The organism is Methylobacterium sp. ap11 (genome assembly GCF_900110515.1).
GTDB lineage: Bacteria > Pseudomonadota > Alphaproteobacteria > Rhizobiales > Beijerinckiaceae > Methylobacterium > Methylobacterium ajmalii.
This window is the reverse complement of the sequence record NZ_FOEB01000007.1, coordinates 36825-52136: the sequence shown is the minus strand read 5'-3', so window position 1 is coordinate 52136 and position 15312 is coordinate 36825. Positions and strand designations below refer to the sequence as shown.

At 72.5% G+C, this 15312-nt stretch carries 12 protein-coding genes; 4 read left to right on the top strand and 8 right to left on the bottom strand.

Annotated elements, in window-relative coordinates; translation table 11 throughout:
* Positions 1 to 207: 207 nt before the first annotated feature.
* Both BMX97_RS12220 and radA read right to left on the bottom strand, forming a co-directional pair.
* Entirely contained in the window at positions 208 to 801 is a 594-nt protein-coding gene (locus BMX97_RS12220; protein WP_091750089.1) for a CvpA family protein, read from the bottom strand.
* Between the two features lie 115 nt (positions 802 to 916).
* Positions 917 to 2371 carry a DNA repair protein RadA gene (radA, locus tag BMX97_RS12215; protein ID WP_091750086.1) on the bottom strand — a complete coding sequence of 485 codons (1455 nt, stop codon included), beginning with the start codon at positions 2369 to 2371 and terminating at the stop codon, positions 917 to 919.
* Positions 2372 to 2565: 194 nt separating this feature from the next.
* Between radA and BMX97_RS12210 the strand changes: the two genes are divergently transcribed.
* Both BMX97_RS12210 and BMX97_RS12205 read left to right on the top strand, forming a co-directional pair.
* The gene (locus tag BMX97_RS12210; RefSeq protein WP_091750083.1) at positions 2566 to 3126 is read left to right on the top strand and encodes a cytochrome b; all 561 of its coding nucleotides are present in this window, start codon (positions 2566 to 2568) and stop codon (positions 3124 to 3126) included.
* Positions 3123 to 3605: an AAA family ATPase gene (locus tag BMX97_RS12205; protein ID WP_091750644.1), complete on the top strand. Its 483-nt coding sequence runs from the start codon at positions 3123 to 3125 to the stop codon at positions 3603 to 3605. Before BMX97_RS12210 ends, BMX97_RS12205 begins: the two co-directional genes overlap by 4 nt.
* Positions 3606 to 4004: 399 nt before the next feature.
* Here BMX97_RS12205 and BMX97_RS12200 read toward each other — a convergent pair whose 3' ends face one another.
* The 3 genes from BMX97_RS12200 to BMX97_RS12190 are packed head-to-tail and all read right to left on the bottom strand — an operon-like array spanning position 4005 to position 8036.
* A complete protein-coding gene (locus BMX97_RS12200; protein ID WP_091750080.1) occupies positions 4005 to 5693 on the bottom strand; it encodes an ABC transporter ATP-binding protein in 1689 nt (562 codons plus the stop codon).
* Between the two features lie 16 nt (positions 5694 to 5709).
* Entirely contained in the window at positions 5710 to 6963 is a 1254-nt protein-coding gene (locus tag BMX97_RS12195) for a TetR/AcrR family transcriptional regulator (RefSeq protein ID WP_091750077.1), read from the bottom strand.
* Positions 6964 to 7022: 59 nt separating this feature from the next.
* Positions 7023 to 8036, bottom strand: a complete 1014-nt coding sequence (locus BMX97_RS12190) for an NAD-dependent epimerase/dehydratase family protein (protein WP_091750074.1) — start codon at positions 8034 to 8036, stop codon at positions 7023 to 7025.
* Positions 8037 to 8362: 326 nt separating this feature from the next.
* Here BMX97_RS12190 and BMX97_RS32030 point away from each other — a divergent pair, with 326 nt between their 5' ends.
* Positions 8363 to 8977, top strand: a complete 615-nt coding sequence (locus tag BMX97_RS32030) for a hypothetical protein (protein WP_143074607.1) — start codon at positions 8363 to 8365, stop codon at positions 8975 to 8977.
* A 15-nt stretch (positions 8978 to 8992) separates the two neighbouring features.
* Here BMX97_RS32030 and BMX97_RS12180 read toward each other — a convergent pair whose 3' ends face one another.
* Positions 8993 to 10639: an inorganic phosphate transporter gene (locus BMX97_RS12180; RefSeq protein WP_091750069.1), complete on the bottom strand. Its 1647-nt coding sequence runs from the start codon at positions 10637 to 10639 to the stop codon at positions 8993 to 8995.
* Between the two features lie 334 nt (positions 10640 to 10973).
* Here BMX97_RS12180 and BMX97_RS12175 point away from each other — a divergent pair, with 334 nt between their 5' ends.
* Positions 10974 to 11207, top strand: coding sequence for a GcrA family cell cycle regulator (locus tag BMX97_RS12175; protein ID WP_048430796.1), 234 nt, complete (start codon positions 10974 to 10976; stop codon positions 11205 to 11207).
* A 66-nt stretch (positions 11208 to 11273) separates the two neighbouring features.
* On the opposite strand, the gene BMX97_RS12170 is transcribed toward BMX97_RS12175, so the two are convergent.
* Both BMX97_RS12170 and BMX97_RS12165 read right to left on the bottom strand, forming a co-directional pair.
* Positions 11274 to 12611 (bottom strand): CHASE3 domain-containing protein, encoded by a 1338-nt coding sequence (locus tag BMX97_RS12170; RefSeq protein ID WP_091750066.1) that lies wholly within the window; start codon positions 12609 to 12611, stop codon positions 11274 to 11276.
* A gap of 127 nt (positions 12612 to 12738) precedes the next feature.
* Complete coding sequence (locus BMX97_RS12165) at positions 12739 to 15306, bottom strand: sensor histidine kinase (protein WP_091750063.1); 2568 nt, start codon at positions 15304 to 15306, stop codon at positions 12739 to 12741.
* Positions 15307 to 15312 lie beyond the last annotated feature (6 nt).

Here is a 15312-nt window from a genome sequence, read left to right as displayed (position 1 = left end):
GCCGCGCGGGCCTGATTCGCCTCGAGCGAAGCAGGAACCGGACCGCCCGCATCCGATGCGTTGCGTCCGATCGTTTGCCTCGCCGCCGGCTATGTAATCGCTGCCTTCGGCGGAACCAAGGCGTCAAAGGTGCGTTGCGGGGCTTACCTCACATGCAAAGGACGCCGGTCGGGCGTCCTTGGCGGGGTGTGTCCTTCGTGCGCGGTCTCAGCGCCGGGGGCTCGCATCGGTGCGGCGCTGGGGCGGCGTGTCGGCCTCCGCCGGGGCGTCGGTGCCGGGATCGACCTCGGGCTTGGGCTTGCGGAACTGCTTGAGCAGGCCCTCCGGGTTGTCCGGCAGCATCGCCACCAGCTTCTGTCCGCTGTTCTCGAGGATCTCGCGGCTGCGGGCCTGCTGGGCCCAGTCCGGCACCTTGCCCTGGACGAGCCAGGCCAGGAAGACCCAGCCGATGACGCAGATCAGGAAGCCGCGCCCGGCCCCGAAGGCGAGGCCGAGGCTGCGGTCGACCGCGCCGATGCGCGAATCGAGGATCAGGTCCGAGATCTTTACGGTGATCACCGAGACCACCAGCAGGGTGACGAGGAAGATCGCGGCGATCGACACCACCAGCGAAACGGTGTCGCTGGAGACGTGCTGCTTCACGGTCGGCAGCAGCAGCGGATGCAGGGTCCAGGCGAGGCCCGCCGCCGCGACCCAGGCCACGATCGCCAGAACCTCGCGGGTGAAGCCCCGCACCGCCGCGAGCAGCGCGGAGATGACGACGACGCCCAGCACGACGAGATCGAGAACGGAGAACGGCATTGGCAGGAACAGGTTCGGGGGCGGGAGCGTTGGCTCGGGTCGCGGCTGCCCGGCACCGCCGGCGTTGTATACGCTGCCGGATGCGCTTCGTCACCCTCGGCCTGAGGCGGGCGGCTCAGGCGTCCTCGTCGTCATAGGCCGGCAGCCGCTGTTGCGGACGCCGCCCGCCCCGGACCGGCTTGCCGCTGGCGGCGACCCCGGCGACGAGATCGGCGATGTGGCGAAGCGACTCCGCCGGAAACCCCGTCCCGGACCCGTCGCGCCCGGCACCCTCCCGGCCCAGCGGCATCAGCGCCTTGGCGAAACCGAGCTTCTGCGCCTCCTTGAGCCGCGCCGGCGCCTGCGCCACCGGGCGGACCGCCCCCGACAGGCCGACCTCGCCGAAATACACCGCGTCCGACGGCAGCGCCGCGCCCGAGAGCGAGGAGACGAGGGCCGCCGCCACCGCGAGGTCGGCGGCCGGCTCGCTGATGCGAAGCCCGCCCGCGACGTTGAGGTAGACGTCGTGGCCGCCCAGCCGGATGCCGCCGTGGGCCTCGAGCACCGCCAGCACCATCGACAGGCGGTTGGGGTCCCAGCCCACCACCGCGCGGCGGGGCATGCCGAGCGCGGAGGGCGCCACCAGGGCCTGGATCTCGACCAGCAGCGGGCGCGTGCCCTCCATCCCGGCGAAGACCGCGGTGCCCGGCGCCGCGAGGTCGCGCCCGGCGAGAAAGAGGGCCGAGGGGTTCGGCACCTCGGCGAGCCCCCCGTCGGTCATCTCGAACACCCCGATCTCGTCGGTGGGGCCGAAGCGGTTCTTCACCGCCCGCAGGATGCGGAAATGGTGGCCCTGGTCGCCCTCGAACGAGGCGACCGCATCGACCATGTGCTCGACGACGCGGGGGCCGGCGATCTGCCCGTCCTTGGTGACGTGGCCGACCAGGATCACGGCGGTGCCCGACGTCTTGGCGAAGCGGATCAGGCTCTGGGCCGAGCCGCGGACCTGGGTCACGGTGCCGGGGGCCGATTCCACCGTCTCGGTCCACATCGTCTGGATCGAATCGATGATGGCGAGCGCCGGCGGCTTGCCCTGGCTCAGGGTGGCGATGATGTCCTCGACGTTGGTCTCGGCGGCGAGCTCGACGGGGGCGCTCGCCAGCCCGAGCCGCTCGGCCCGCAGCCGCACCTGGCCCACCGCCTCCTCGCCCGAGATGTAGGCGACGCGCTCGCCGCGTTTCGCCAGCGCCGCGGAGGCCTGCATGAGGAGCGTCGACTTGCCGATGCCGGGATCGCCCCCGAGCAGGATCACCGAGCCGCGCACGAAGCCGCCGCCCGTCACCCGATCGAGCTCGGCGATGCCCGAGGAGGTGCGGGGCGCCTCTTTGACCTCGCCGGTCAGGCCCTCGAGCGGAAAGATTCGTCCTCGCGCCCGGCTCGGCCGGGTCGCGACCGGGCCGGAGACCGGGCTCGTCGCGCCGGTCTCCTCGACGATCGTGTTCCAGCCGTTGCAGGCCTCGCAGCGCCCGCGCCAGCGGTTGTAGACCGCGCCACAGGACTGGCAGGCGAAGGTCTGGTGGTTCTTCGCCATCGGCGGCGGATCTCCGGGGTTTTTCGGGCCGCGCGCCGGCCTCCGTGGGGTGTTCCTGATATGTCCCGGGCGGCGGCGCGTTGCAACCGGGCCCGCTCCGCACCCGGTGACGGACGCGAAACGAACCCGCCGCGCTCACGCCCCGATCGGGCGCGACAAGCTCGGCCATACGACGATGGACGCAGAAGACCACCATGGCCCGGGCCCGCGATCCCCACACCTACGACCGCACCCAGCGCGGCTTCCACTGGCTGATGGCGGCCTTGATCCTGGTGGCGCTGGTCCTCGGCATCTACGCCGCCTGGCAGGTGCCCGGCACCTCGCCGCGGCGCGAGATCCTCGACATCCACAAATCCATCGGCCTGACGGTGCTGCTGCTCCTGCCGTTGCGCTTCGTCTGGCGGCTCGTCGCCGGCGAGCCGGCCTACCGCGCGCCGCCCTCCCGCTCGGCCCATCTCGCCGCGAAGGCCGCGCATTGGAGCCTCTACGCTCTGATGCTGCTCCTGCCGGTCAGCGGCTACGTCTACTCGGCGGCCGGGGGCTACGGCCTGCCGTGGTTCGGCGTGGTCTCGTTCCCGCGCCTCGTGCCGGTCGACAAGGCCCTGTCGCTCGCCGGCTACGCCGCGCATTACTGGATCGCCTGGGGTATCGGGATCGTGCTCGCCCTCCACGTGCTCTCGGTGGCCTGGCACGCCTGGATCCGGCGCGACGAGGTGCTGGGGCGGATGTGGCCGCGGCGGGCCGCCGAGGGGTGAGGCCGGCCGCGATCAATCCCGACGACTGCCTCGAGACCGCGGAGGGGCGGGTCTGGACGCCCGAGCGGAGCCGGCAGGCGTGGCAGGCCTGCTACGAGACGCTGCGGCGGGCGCTCCGGGCGGATGACGGCCCCCGCACCGTCGTGATCGTCTGCGGCCTGCAGGGCGCCGGCAAGACGACCTGGATCGGGCGCCAGGCCCGGCATCCGGAGGTCGTCTACTTCGATGCCGCGCTCCCGGGCGCGCGGCACCGCCGCCCGATCGTCGAGATCGCCCGGTCGGCCGGCGCCCGCGTCGAGGCGGTGTGGATCGACGTCCCCCTCGCCCTCGCCCTGACGCGCAACGCCTCGCGGCCCGCCGACCGGCGCGTCCCGGAGGAGGCGATCCGCTCGGTCGCCGGCCTCTTCGAGGCACCGACCGCCGCCGAAGGCTTCGACCGGATCACGGTCGTCCGGCCGGATGCTGCTCCAGATCTTTGATCTTTCATATTTTTTCTCGACGGATCGATACTTCCGTCGTCGGACGATGCCCTGAGCAGATTGAGCAAGAGCGGCCCACGGTACACGACAGTGAAGTGAATTCGCGATGATTATCTCTCCCACCCGCGACCTCATCCTGAGGCGTTGGCGATCGAAGATCGACTGACCTCGAAGGAGGCCTCCAGATGCGGCTGCGATCTCTGGAGGCCTCCTTCGAGGCTCAGCGATTTTCGATCGCCCGCATCTCAGGATGAGGTGGTGTTATGGGAAAGCCTTGACGCAGAAGGGCTTCACGCCCGTGTCGTGTGCCGTGAGAGCGGCCCTCGGTCTTGCGACAAAAATCTGCGATGAAACAACAATCTGAGCAGGCGAAACGTTGGCCTGCCAGGGCCAGCCTGCTCAGGCGCCGAGCGCCGGAGACCCTTCTCCGGCGGTTTCGTCGTGTCGCGGCGGGCCCGAGGGCAGACGGACGATCTGGTCGCCTGCCCGGATCGTCGCGATCCGGTGCGTGACCGAGACGATCGTCAGCCGGTCGGCGACGCCTCGCAGCCCGTCCATGACCTCGCGCTCGGTCTCCGCGTCGAGGGCGGAACTGGCCTCGTCCAGGATCAGGATGCTCGGCGCGCCGTAGAGGGCGCGGGCGATGGCGATCCGCTGACGCTCGCCACCGGACAGCTTCAGCCCCCGCTCGCCCACCACCGTGTCGAACCCGTCCGGCATCGCCTCGATGCGGGGCAGGATCGAGGCCCGTTCCGCGGCCGCGCGCAGGCGGGCGGCATCGAAAGGACGGCCGAGCACGATGTTGGCTGACAGGGTGTCGTTGAGGAGCACCACGTCCTGCGGCACGACGCCGACCTGGGAAAACCAGTCCGTGTCGGTAATCCGCGTCAGGTCGATGCCGTCGACGAGGATGCGCCCTTGCGTCGGCGCAGCGCCCTTGAGCAGCAGCTTCAGGACCGTCGACTTCCCCGATCCTGTCTCGCCCGTGAGGAAAGTCGGCGTTCCGCGTCTCGCGATGAACGACAGGTCCGCGACCCCACGTCCGTTGGCGTAGCGGAACGTGACGTCCTCGAACGCGATCGTGCCCTCGGCGGTCCGGTAGGGCACGGGGTCGTCCGGCTCGGCCTGCTCGGGTGCGGACCAGAGCGTCGTCAGCGGCCGCAAGCGGGCGGCCGCCTCCGTGGTCTCCTTGATCGCCATCCCGACGAGGCGGAACGGCTCGTTGAGCTGCAGGAGCAGCGTGTTGAACAGCACGATGTCGCCCACCGTCAGCGATCCGGCCTCGTAGCGCGGCATGAGGAGCAGGAACGTCACGGCCAGCTGCAGTGTCGCGGCGAGGCCGAGCGCGCCGCTGAAGGCGCTGCTCGCCAGCGCGTAGCCGCGCCAGCTCGCGACGGTCTCGCCCGCCCCCCGGGCGAACCGATCCTTGATCCAGGCCTCGCCCCGGGTCTGGCGCAGCGTGTCGATCAGCGCGACGGCGTTGCCAACCAGCTTCGCGTTCTCCTGGCTGCTCTCCATCGCGGCCTTCAGGAACGGGCGGACGCGGCCGATGCGGACGTAGTCGAGGCCGATCACGATCGCCCCGTAGACGAACACGATGACGGCGACGTCCCAGCTCAGGAGACGCCAGAGGAGGACGGCCGCGATCGTGATCTGGACGAGCCCCGGGAGCAGGCCGCCGACGACGAGCTGCGCGACGGTGTTGAGCGCCTGCGCGCCCGACTGCCGGGCACTGCCGATCTCCGACGGATTGTGGTCGAGGAAGAAATCCGGCGTCTTGCGCAGGAGAGCCGAGAAGAAGGCCGTGTTCGCCATGAAGGCGAGGCGCTCCGCACAGAGGAGGATGAGGAAGCGGGCGGCCTGGCCGAACGCCGCCGCGACGCCGACGAGGAGCGCGTAGAGGAGCAGGAGGCGCAGGGCTGCGCCGGCTCCCGTCCCGGTCGTCAGCGCATCGACGGCGCGGGAGAAGAGATAGGGCGCGGTGATCGCCGCGAGGGCGCCGACGATTGTGGTACCGATCACCAGCAGGGTCGCCCGGCGCGCTTCGCGCCAATACGCCTCGAGCACCAGGCGGATGATCGACCGCATCGGGACCGGTGTGGATCTACCGCGCCGCCGGCGCGAACAGCCCTAGGAACAGCGGCCGCGCGTAGAGCTCCGCCGCATTCTCCGGCGTCACCCCGGGCACCCAGGCCGGCAGCTCGGCCGCCGCGTTGACCATGCTCGACACGAGCTGGGCGGCGATGCCGGCGTCGAGCGGGCGCACCGAGCCGTCGGCCATGCCGTCGACGAGGCAGAAGCCGAAGCGCTCGGTCAGGCGGTTCATGGTGCGCCGGGTCTCGGTGCGCAGGGCCTCCGGCAGGGCGCTGAAGGCGGTGACGCGCAGCAGCGGACCGCCGGGGCCGAGCTGGCTGCGCACCAGGGTGGCCGAGGCCGTGCAGATCCGGTCCCAGCCGCTGCCGCCCTTCGCGTCGGCCGCGTCCTGCACCGCCCGGATCTGGGCGAAGCTGCGCGAGAAGCAGTTGGCGACGAGGTCGTCCTTGTTGTCGTTGTGGTGGTAGAACGAGCCCTTGGTGACCTTGAGGAGCCCGGAGATCTTTTCCACCGAGGCGCCGCGATAGCCCTGCTGGTTGATGAGGATCGTCGCCGCGCGCAAAAAGGCCTCGGGCGAGACCTCGCTCTCCTCCGGCGGCTCGGGCTCGGGCAGCAGAGCCGGGCGCCACTCCGAGGCCGGGCCGGCGAGGCCGCGGGTGAGGAGGTCGGCCATCCGGGCGCCGGCCCGGGCGTAGTCCCGCGGCTCGTAGCGGTGGATCCACAGCCGGGTCGAGTGCAGCACCGAGAGCAGCAGGTGGGTGCGGGCGTTGCGGTCGGCCCGGTCGAGCCCGTCGTCGTCGAACAGCCCGCGCAGGCGGCGAAAGAGCGCGTTGTAGGCGGAGAACACGCTCTCGGCCTGGAGGGCGGGGAGCGCCCGCACGTCGTTGAGGACCGCGATGTCCGGCTCCTCGCCCACCGCCATGGCGGCCCGGTGGGCCACCGCGAGGTCGAGCAGGCGGGCGAGCCGCGCCGGCCCGCCGGGCGCCGCCTCGGCCTGCGCCACCAGCCCGTCGAGCACCCCGATCGTGTGCAGGAAGCAGGCCGCCGCCAGGTCCTCCTTGCGGCGGTAGTAGTAGGTCACGCTGTTCGTCATCAGCCCGACGCTGCGGGCGACGTCGGCGAGCGTCGTGCCCTTCACCCCGGCCTCGTTGATCAGGGCGGCGGCGGCGTGGAGGATCGCGTCGCGCTTCTGGGCGTAGCGCCGGGTCTGGCGCGGCGCCGCCTCGGGGGCGGGCACGGTCTCGGGGTCGAGGCTGCGGGGCATGGGGGGATTGAGCACTGTCGCGGGCGCCGTGACAAGCCGTCGAGTGTCGCGGCGTTCTCCTAGCGGTCGATGCCGTACTGCGCGCGGTACCAGGCGACGAAGGCCGGGATGCCGGTTTCGAGGGGGGTCGAGGGCACGTAGCCGACGAGGTCGCGCAGGAGATCGGGGCTGGCCTCGGTGCGCTCGACGTCGCCGGGCGGCAGGTCGCGCAGGTGGCGGACCGCCCGCACGCCGAGGGACGCCTCCAGAGCATCGAGCATCGCCGCGACGCTCACCGGCCGGCCGCCGCCGATATTGACCATCCGGAACGGCGCGACCGGGCTCAGGGTGTCGGCGGCCGAGACCGGGGCGGAGCCCGGCGGGGGAGGGGGAGCGTCGATCAGCCGACCGATGCTCTCGACGAGGTCGTCGATATAGGTGAAGTCCCGCACGGCGCGGCCGTGGTCGTAGACCTCGATCGGTTCGCCGGCCAGGATCTTCCGGGTGAACAGGAACAGCGCCATGTCGGGCCGGCCCCACGGCCCGTAGACGGTGAAGAACCGGAACGCGGTGGTGGGGATCTTCCACAGGTGGGCGTAGGAATGCGCCATCGCCTCGCCGGCGAGCTTCGAGGCGGCGTAGATGGTCAGCGGCCACACCGCCCGGTCGGTCTCGCGGAACGGCACCGTCGGGTTGCCGCCATAGGCCGAGGAGGTCGAGGCGAAGAGGAGGTGGCGCACCGGATGCGCCCGGCAGCCCTCCAGCACCTGGAAGGTGCCCACCACGTTGCCGGCGACGTAGGCCTCCGGGTGCTCCAGGCTGTAGCGCACCCCGGCCTGCGCCGCGAGGTGCACCACCACGTCCGGCCGCGCCTCGCCCATCAGGGCCATGAAGGCGCCGGGCTGCTCCAGCAGGAATTCATGCGACGAGAAGCCCGGCAGGGCCGCGAGCCGGGCCAGCCGGGCCCGCTTGAGGGCGACGTCGTAGTAGTCGGTCAGCCCGTCGACCCCCACGACCTCGTGGCCGGCCTGGAGCAGGCGGTGGGCGAGGTGGAAGCCGATGAAGCCGGCCGTGCCTGTCACGAGGAAGCGCATGCCGGATCCCTGGCGCGGGCCGGACACGCGCCCGCCCGGGGCGGTTACACCGGCCTGGGGCGGGTTGCCAGCCCGGGCGTGCGGCAGCCACCCGATACGAGCTTGCCGCAGCGTCATGCGGCGTGCCAGAACGCTCGGCGTGAAACAGCAAGGGGCGGATCCTCGCAGACCCGCCCCCGCCGTTCGATTCTCGTCCCAAGGGGGTGTGCGCCTATGGCGCAGTGACCGTTTCCCCAGGCTCACACTTTCCTGGTAATGCAGCACCCCGCCGTATGCAACATAATTTTTGGAAAGATGCGCATCTCCGGGGCCAGTTCGTCCAGTCGTTGAGCCAGCCTCGGTTCGCGCGATATCTTTCGGAAGCAGGTCACGATCCGAGCAGGGCGCTGAAGCTGTACGAGTGGAACTCGCATCTTTCGCGGGAATTCTATCTGTATCTCCAAGCCTGGGAGATCTGCCTGCGGAACCAGCTGAACGACTTCCTGATCCATCGCTATGGCAGGTCCTGGCCCTACGACACCGCCGGTCTCGTCCGACAATTGAGCGGAACCGACGAGGAGCGCCTCTCGCGCGCCCGGCAACGCCAGGAACGAATTCGGCGTGCTGCGCCTGCCGCACTGCCCGCCATCGTGTCGGATCTGTCGGCCGGGTTCTGGGTGTCGCAGCTCTCGAAGCGGTATGACCTCGCCCATGTCTGGCGGAGGAACCTCGCGCAGGTCTTCCCCAACGACCGGGTCCTCGACCGTCCGGCGGCGTGGGCGATCTGCGACGAGATGCTGTCCTTGCGCAACCGGATCGCCCATCACGAGCCGATCTTCCATCTGCCGCTCGAGCAGCGTCACCGCGATCTCCAGCGCGTCGTCGCCGCGATGTGCCCAGGCGCGCATGCCTTCGCGGAGTCTTCCAGCCGCTTCCGGCCGGTATGGCAGGCCCGGCCCTGAAGGCCGGGAAAGCCCTCAGAACACCTGCCGCAGCGCCCAGTACAGCCCGCCCGCCAGGGTGATCGCCGCCGGCAGGGTCAGGATCCAGGCCAGCGCCAGGTTGCGCACGGTGGCCATCTGCAGGCCGGTGCCGTTGGCCCACATCGTGCCGGCGACGCCGCTCGACAGGATGTGGGTGGTCGAGACCGGCAGGCCGTAGGCCTCGGCGAGCCCGATCGTGCCGGCGGCCACCGCCTCGGCGGACGCGCCCTGCGCGTAGGTGAGGTGCTGCTTGCCGATGCGCTCGCCGACCGTGACGACGATCCGCTTCCAGCCCACCATCGTGCCGAGGCCGAGCGCCAGGGCGACCACCACCTTCACCCAGGTCGGGATGTAGCGGGTGCCGTCGTCGAGGGTGCGGCGGTAGTCCTGGAGCGTCCGCTTCTCGTCGTCGGCGTAGGACGAGTGCTCGCCGGTGAGCAGGCGCACCGCGTCGCCCGCGAGGTACATGTCGGCGCGCAGGTTCTGGGTCGCCTCCGCCGGGACGTGCCGGATGGCACCGTAGCCCTGGACCTGGGCGGCGATGTCGTCGGAGAGGCCGGCGAGCGCCGCCTGGACCTCGGGCGCGGCGAGCGACTTGGGCGGCGCCTCGGCCTTGAGCGCCTCGCCGACCCGGGCCCGGGCGCCGGCCGCGTCGGGCACCGCCGCCCCGCCCGCATGGGCGCGAAACACCCGGCTCGCGCCTTGCGAGCCCTGCACGAAGGCCGGCGTGCTCGAATCCGGCATGGTGCGGTTGAGCGCGTAGGCGGTGGGGGCGGCGCCGATCAGGATCAGCATGATCAGCCCCATGCCCTTCTGGCCGTCGTTGCCGCCATGGGCGAAGGACACGCCGGTGCAGGTCAGGATCAGGAGGCCGCGGATCCAGGGCGGGGGCGGCGCGTCGCCCTCCGGCGCCCGGTAGAGCTCGGGCCGGCGCACCACGCGCTTGAGCAGGACCAGCAGCCCGGCCGCGCAGACGAAGCCGACGAGGGGGCTGAACAGGAGCGATTCGAGCACGCCGAGCGCCTGGCCCCAGGCGACGCCAGAGGCGGCGTGGCCCGGCGCCATCAGCTGGTTGGCGAGGCCGACGCCGATCACCGAGCCGATCAGCGCGTGCGAGGACGAGTTCGGCAGGCCGAGCGCCCAGGTGCCGAGGTTCCACACGATCGCGGCGAGCAGCAGCGCGAAGATCATCGCGTAGCCGGCGCCCGAGCCGACCTGGAGGATCAGCTCCACCGGCAGCAGCGTCACGACGCTGTAGGCCACCGCCCCGGTCGAGGCCATCACGCCGAGGAAGTTGAACGTCCCCGACCAGATCACCGCCGTCAGCGGCGGCATCGAGTGGGTGTAGATCACGGTCGCCACCGCGTTGGCGGTGTCGTGGAAGCCGTTCACGAACTCGAAGGCGAGCGCGATCAGGAGGGCGAGGCCGAGCAGCGCGAAGGCCCCGACGGCGAGCGGCGGCTGCCCGGCCTGCCGCATGTCGGCGACGAGGTTGTAGCCGGCATAGGCCAGGCCCGCGGCCAGCACCGCCAGGAACCCGATCGTGGCGGTCGGGTGGAGGCGATGGTCGAGGCGCGGCCCCGTGCGGGCGGGGCCGGGTGCCGCGCCGGCAGGGCGTCGGGCGAGGGCGGCGTCGGACATGGTGGACTCGCTCCGGCGGGGCTGCCCCTCAAGGAATAGGGCGCCCGAATGGCAAGTCGATGACGGGAACCGCGCCGCCGCGGACAGCCGCGGAGGCGGCCGGGCGTGTGAAAACCATGTGTAAATGCCTAAGGGGCTTGCGTTCTGCAAAACGCAACCCCAAATTCGACAAATCACCGCTGCCGCTGCGATGCGTGTGCGCACGGGTCATGGAGGCGCGGGTCCCATGGGCGACGAGTCCGGCGCTGCTTTCCGCGCGGGTCCGTCGCCTCCAACGAACCGGCCCGATGCCCTTCTGGTCGAGGGTGACGGAAGGCCAGCGAGTCAGTACCTGATGAACCAGCTCGTGCGCATGTCGCATATCGTGACCGCAGACGCCGTCGAGGAGCCCTCCCCGAGCCTCCGGGTTCCCTTCGCCCAGTCGGGCGCCTTCGTGTGCAAATTCATCATCGGCGAGCCCAACGACCGCGCGGTCTGTTGCGGTGCGCCGGTGCAGGACGGAAAGAGCTGGTGCGCCTTCCACCGCCGGATCGTCTTCGAGCCGACCCGTCCGGGGCGGCTGCGATAGCAGAGGCCGACCGGGACCGCTACCCGTCCCGAACCGGTTTTCCTCCCCCGGCCGTCGTCCCGGCCCTCACGCGGCGCGGCCGTAGATCGGGAAGGCCTCGCTGCGGCCTCGCAGCGCGGTCCGGCTGACCTCGCGCCAGGTCTCGCGCCACGTCTCGCCCCCGGAGGCGTCGCTCGCCCGCGCGGCGTCGAGGGCGGCCTGCGACACGAGGGTGGTCGTCCCGAAGGTCTTGGTCGCCTGCTCGAGCCGGGCCGCGACGTTGACCGCATCGCCCAGCACGGTGAATTCGAGCCGGTCGTCGTCGCCGACCACGCCGACGAACACCTCGCCGCAATGCACCCCGATGCCGATCCGCACCGGATCGTGCGCCGAGGCGGCGTTCCAGGCCTCCACCAGCGCCTCGAGCCGCCCCGCGAAGGCGAGGGCGCCCGCCGCGGCGTCGGCCCGGACCTCCGGTACCCCGAACACCACCAGGGCCCCGTCGCCCATGAACTTGTCGATCAGGCCGCCGGTCTCCCGGGCCGCCTGGGCGACGCAGCGGCGAAAGCCCGTGATCAGGACCGCCACCGTCTCGGGGTCGGCCCGCTCGGCGATGGTGGTCGAGCCGCGCATGTCGACGAAGGCGATCGCCGCGTGCCGCCGCTCGCCGAGGCGCAGGCCGCCGCCCTGCTCCAGGCTGCCGCCGCGCTCCAGGAGCGGCGCCAGCTCTGCCGGCAGGAAGCGCGACAGGGCCGCCCGCCGGGCCGCCTCGCGCAGGGCCAGCACCGCCAAGAGCGCCATGATGCCGACCGACACGACGCTGCCGAGGCCGACCCAGGTCTCGATCTGGTGGGCGTGCCGCTGGTAGCCGATCAGCAACTCGTCCTCGCGGCTGCGCATCGTCTCGACGATCCGGCGGATCTCGTCCATCTCCGCCTTGCCCTCGCCGGCCCGCACCAGGGCGAGGGCGCCGGTGCGGTCGCCTGCGCGGTCGAGGGCGATCGTGCGGTCGAGCTCGGCGAACTTGCGGTCGATGGCGGGGCGCAGGGCGGCGAGCCGGGTCTCCTGCTCGCCGTTGCCGCGCAGCTCCGCCGCGAGGCGGGGCATCTCGGCGGCCACCCGGCCGAGGCCCTGGGTGTAGGGGACCAGGAAGGCGGCGTCGCCGGTCAGCAGGTAGCCGCGCTGCCCGGTCTCGCTGTCGAGGAGGTCGGCCAGCACCTGCATCAGGGCGCGGTCGATCGACAGCGTGTGGGTGATGCGGTGCTGCACCGTGCTCTGCCAGGCGAGCAGAAGCCCGTTCGCCGAGCCGACGAGCAGCAGCAGCACCGCGCCCACGAAGGTCATCCCGGCCCGGATGCGGACCGGGCCGATCCGCGCCGGCCGCGTGCGGACCGGCGAGGCGGGCGGGGGGGCGTCTGGCGTCATCGGCGGGGGCTCGTCCGGGACTGGGGCGCGGGACGGGCCCTCGGCTCACCCCTGCGATATGGGGAGGCCGGCGCCGGCCGCAATCGACCGGCCGGCCTACCCCCGCGCCCGCCGCGACCGGGTGCCCTCAGGACCGGGCCCGGCGCCGGGACGGGGCATCGCCGTCCCGCTCCCGCGGTCCGGCGTCCTCCTGCTGCGGCGCCAGCGGTGCCGCCGGGTCGGCCAAGGGCGCCACGATGGTGCAGGTCACGCCCTCGGGCGGGAAGCCGAGGCTCACCGTGCCGTCGAGCTCGCGCGCGAGGCTGCGCTCGATCAGGCGGGAGCCGAAGCCGGTGCGGGTCGGGGGCACGACCGGCGGGCCGCCGCTCTCGCGCCAGTACAGGGAGAGCCGCCCCTCGGCGACGCTCCACGACAGGGCGACCCGGCCCGTCGGCACCGAGAGCGCCCCGTACTTGACCGCGTTGGTGGCGAGCTCGTGCAGCGCCATGGCGATCGAGAGGGCGATGCGGGGCGGCAGGCGCACCGCCGGGCCGGCGGCCGAGAAGCGCGGCCGGCCCTCGCTCCCGTCGGACGGGCCGCCCGGGCCCCCGAGGGGCGCCAGCGCGTCCTCGACCACCTCGGCGAGTTCCGCCCCCTCCCAGCTCTCGCGGGTGAGCACGTCGTGGACCCGCGCCAGGGCAATCAGCCGGGCCTCGAAGGCGGCCTTCGCCGCCTCGGCGGCGGATCCCTGCATGCCGCGCAGGCTCTGCATCGCGATCGACTGCACGGTGGCGAGCGTGTTCTTCACCCGGTGGTTCAGCTCGTGCACCAGGAGGCGCAGGTGCTCCTCGGCGCGCTTGCGCTCGGTCACCTCCTGGTGGATGCCGATCACCCGGCGCGGCCGGCCGCCGGCATCGCGCTGCACGATCGCCTGGGCGCTGACCCAGCGGGCGCCGTTGCCGTGCGGCGCCTCCGCCTCGGGCCGGATCCGGAACTCGGTGCGGTAGTCGGCCTCGCCCGCCAGCAGGTCGGCCAGAGCCGCCTCGATCCGGGCCCGGTCGTCCGGATGGACCGAGCGGGTCCAGCCCTCGTGCGAGAGGGGGGCGTGCGCGAAGATCTCGGACGAGCGGGCCGAGAGGCGGTGCTGCCCGGAGGCGAGGTCGATTTCCCAGGTGCCGAGCCGGCCGGCGGCCAGCGCCAGCCGCAGGCGCTCCTCGCCCTCGCGCAGGGCGAGCTCCGCCGCCTTGGCCTCGGTGACGTCGACGTTGCAGCCGGTATAGCCGAGGAAGCGGCCGTGGTCGTCGAGGCGCGCCACCCCCTCGCACAGGATCCAGCGCGTCGCCCCGTGCCGGTCGATCACCCGGGTGGCGTGGCGGAACGGCGTGCGCGCCGCGAAGGCCTGTTGGAAGGTCTGCTGGAAGCCGAGGAGGTCGTCCGGGTGGATGACCTCGCGCCAGCGCCCATGCGCCAGCGCCTCGACCGAGCGGCCGAACAGGTACTCGTAGTGCATGTTGACGAAGACGATCTCGCCCTCGGCGTCGGTCATCCAGATCATGGCCGGGGCGGAATCCGCCATGTGGCGGAAGCGCGCCTCGCTCTCCCGCAGGGCGACGAGGCTGCGGCTCTGCTCGGCCAGCGCCTGGTCGCGCTCGGCGATGCGCCGGCGCAGGCTCTGGGAGGCGTCGGCCAGCACGTCGGCGAGCTGGCGGATCTCGCGGATCGGCGTCGAGACCCGGGGCACCGGCTGGCCGGCGGCGAGCGCCCCGCCGGCGGTGGCGAGCTGGCGCAGCGGGCCGGCGACCCGCGCCCAGAGCCGCACCGCCAGGAACGAGGACGTCGCGAGGGCGAGCAGCCCGAAGCCGCCGAAGGCGACGATCCAGTGGCGCAGGGGCGCCTCGACCCGCTCGCGCAGGATGCTGGCGCCGACGAGCCAGCCGGTCGCCCGGACGGTGGTCTCGACGTAGAGCACCGGCTGCCGGCGCCGGTCGACCCCCTCCCAGATCCCGGAAGCCGCCGTCGGGCGGCCGCGCAGGGCGGCCAGCATCGGCTGGCCCGCCAGGGTCGCGTGCTCCGCCGAGCGGGCGAGCAGCAGGCCCTTGCGGTCGACGATGCCGGTGGTCCAGCCCGGCGCGAGGTCCTGGACCAGGATCTGGTGCAGGCGCTCCACCGGCACCGTGACGCTGAGCACGTAGGCCGGCGCCCCGTCGACCACGACCGGCACCGCCACGTCGAAGGTCGGCGGCCGCCCGGGGGCGCCCATCCGGACGCCGCCGACCACCGGCCGGCGTGTCGCCAGGACCTCGGCATCCTCCTCGTGCGGGGCCTGCGGCACCGGCGCGCCGGGCGCCAGCGCGGTGTTGACGAGCTGTGTCCCGTCCGGCCGGCGCAGGGACAGGTCGAGCCCCGTCGTTTCCCGCACCGCCCGGGCCTGGGTCTCGAAACCGTCGAGCCCGCTCTTGCGCAGGCGCGGCGAGGCCGCGAGGGTCTGGAGCACCGAGACCAGCCCGGCGATGTCCCGGTCGATGGTGAGCGCGATGCCGCGCACGCTCTCGCGGGCGTCCTGCTCGAAGCGGACCCGGTCGAGGGCGGCGTAGCGGCCGAGCAGGATCGCGGTGAACAGCAGGCCCGGCCCGATCAGGGCGATCACCAGGGCGACGAGATAGACCTGCGTCGACAGCCCGTCCCGGCGCAGGGCGCTGAGGCGGCGGCCGATCACGACGGT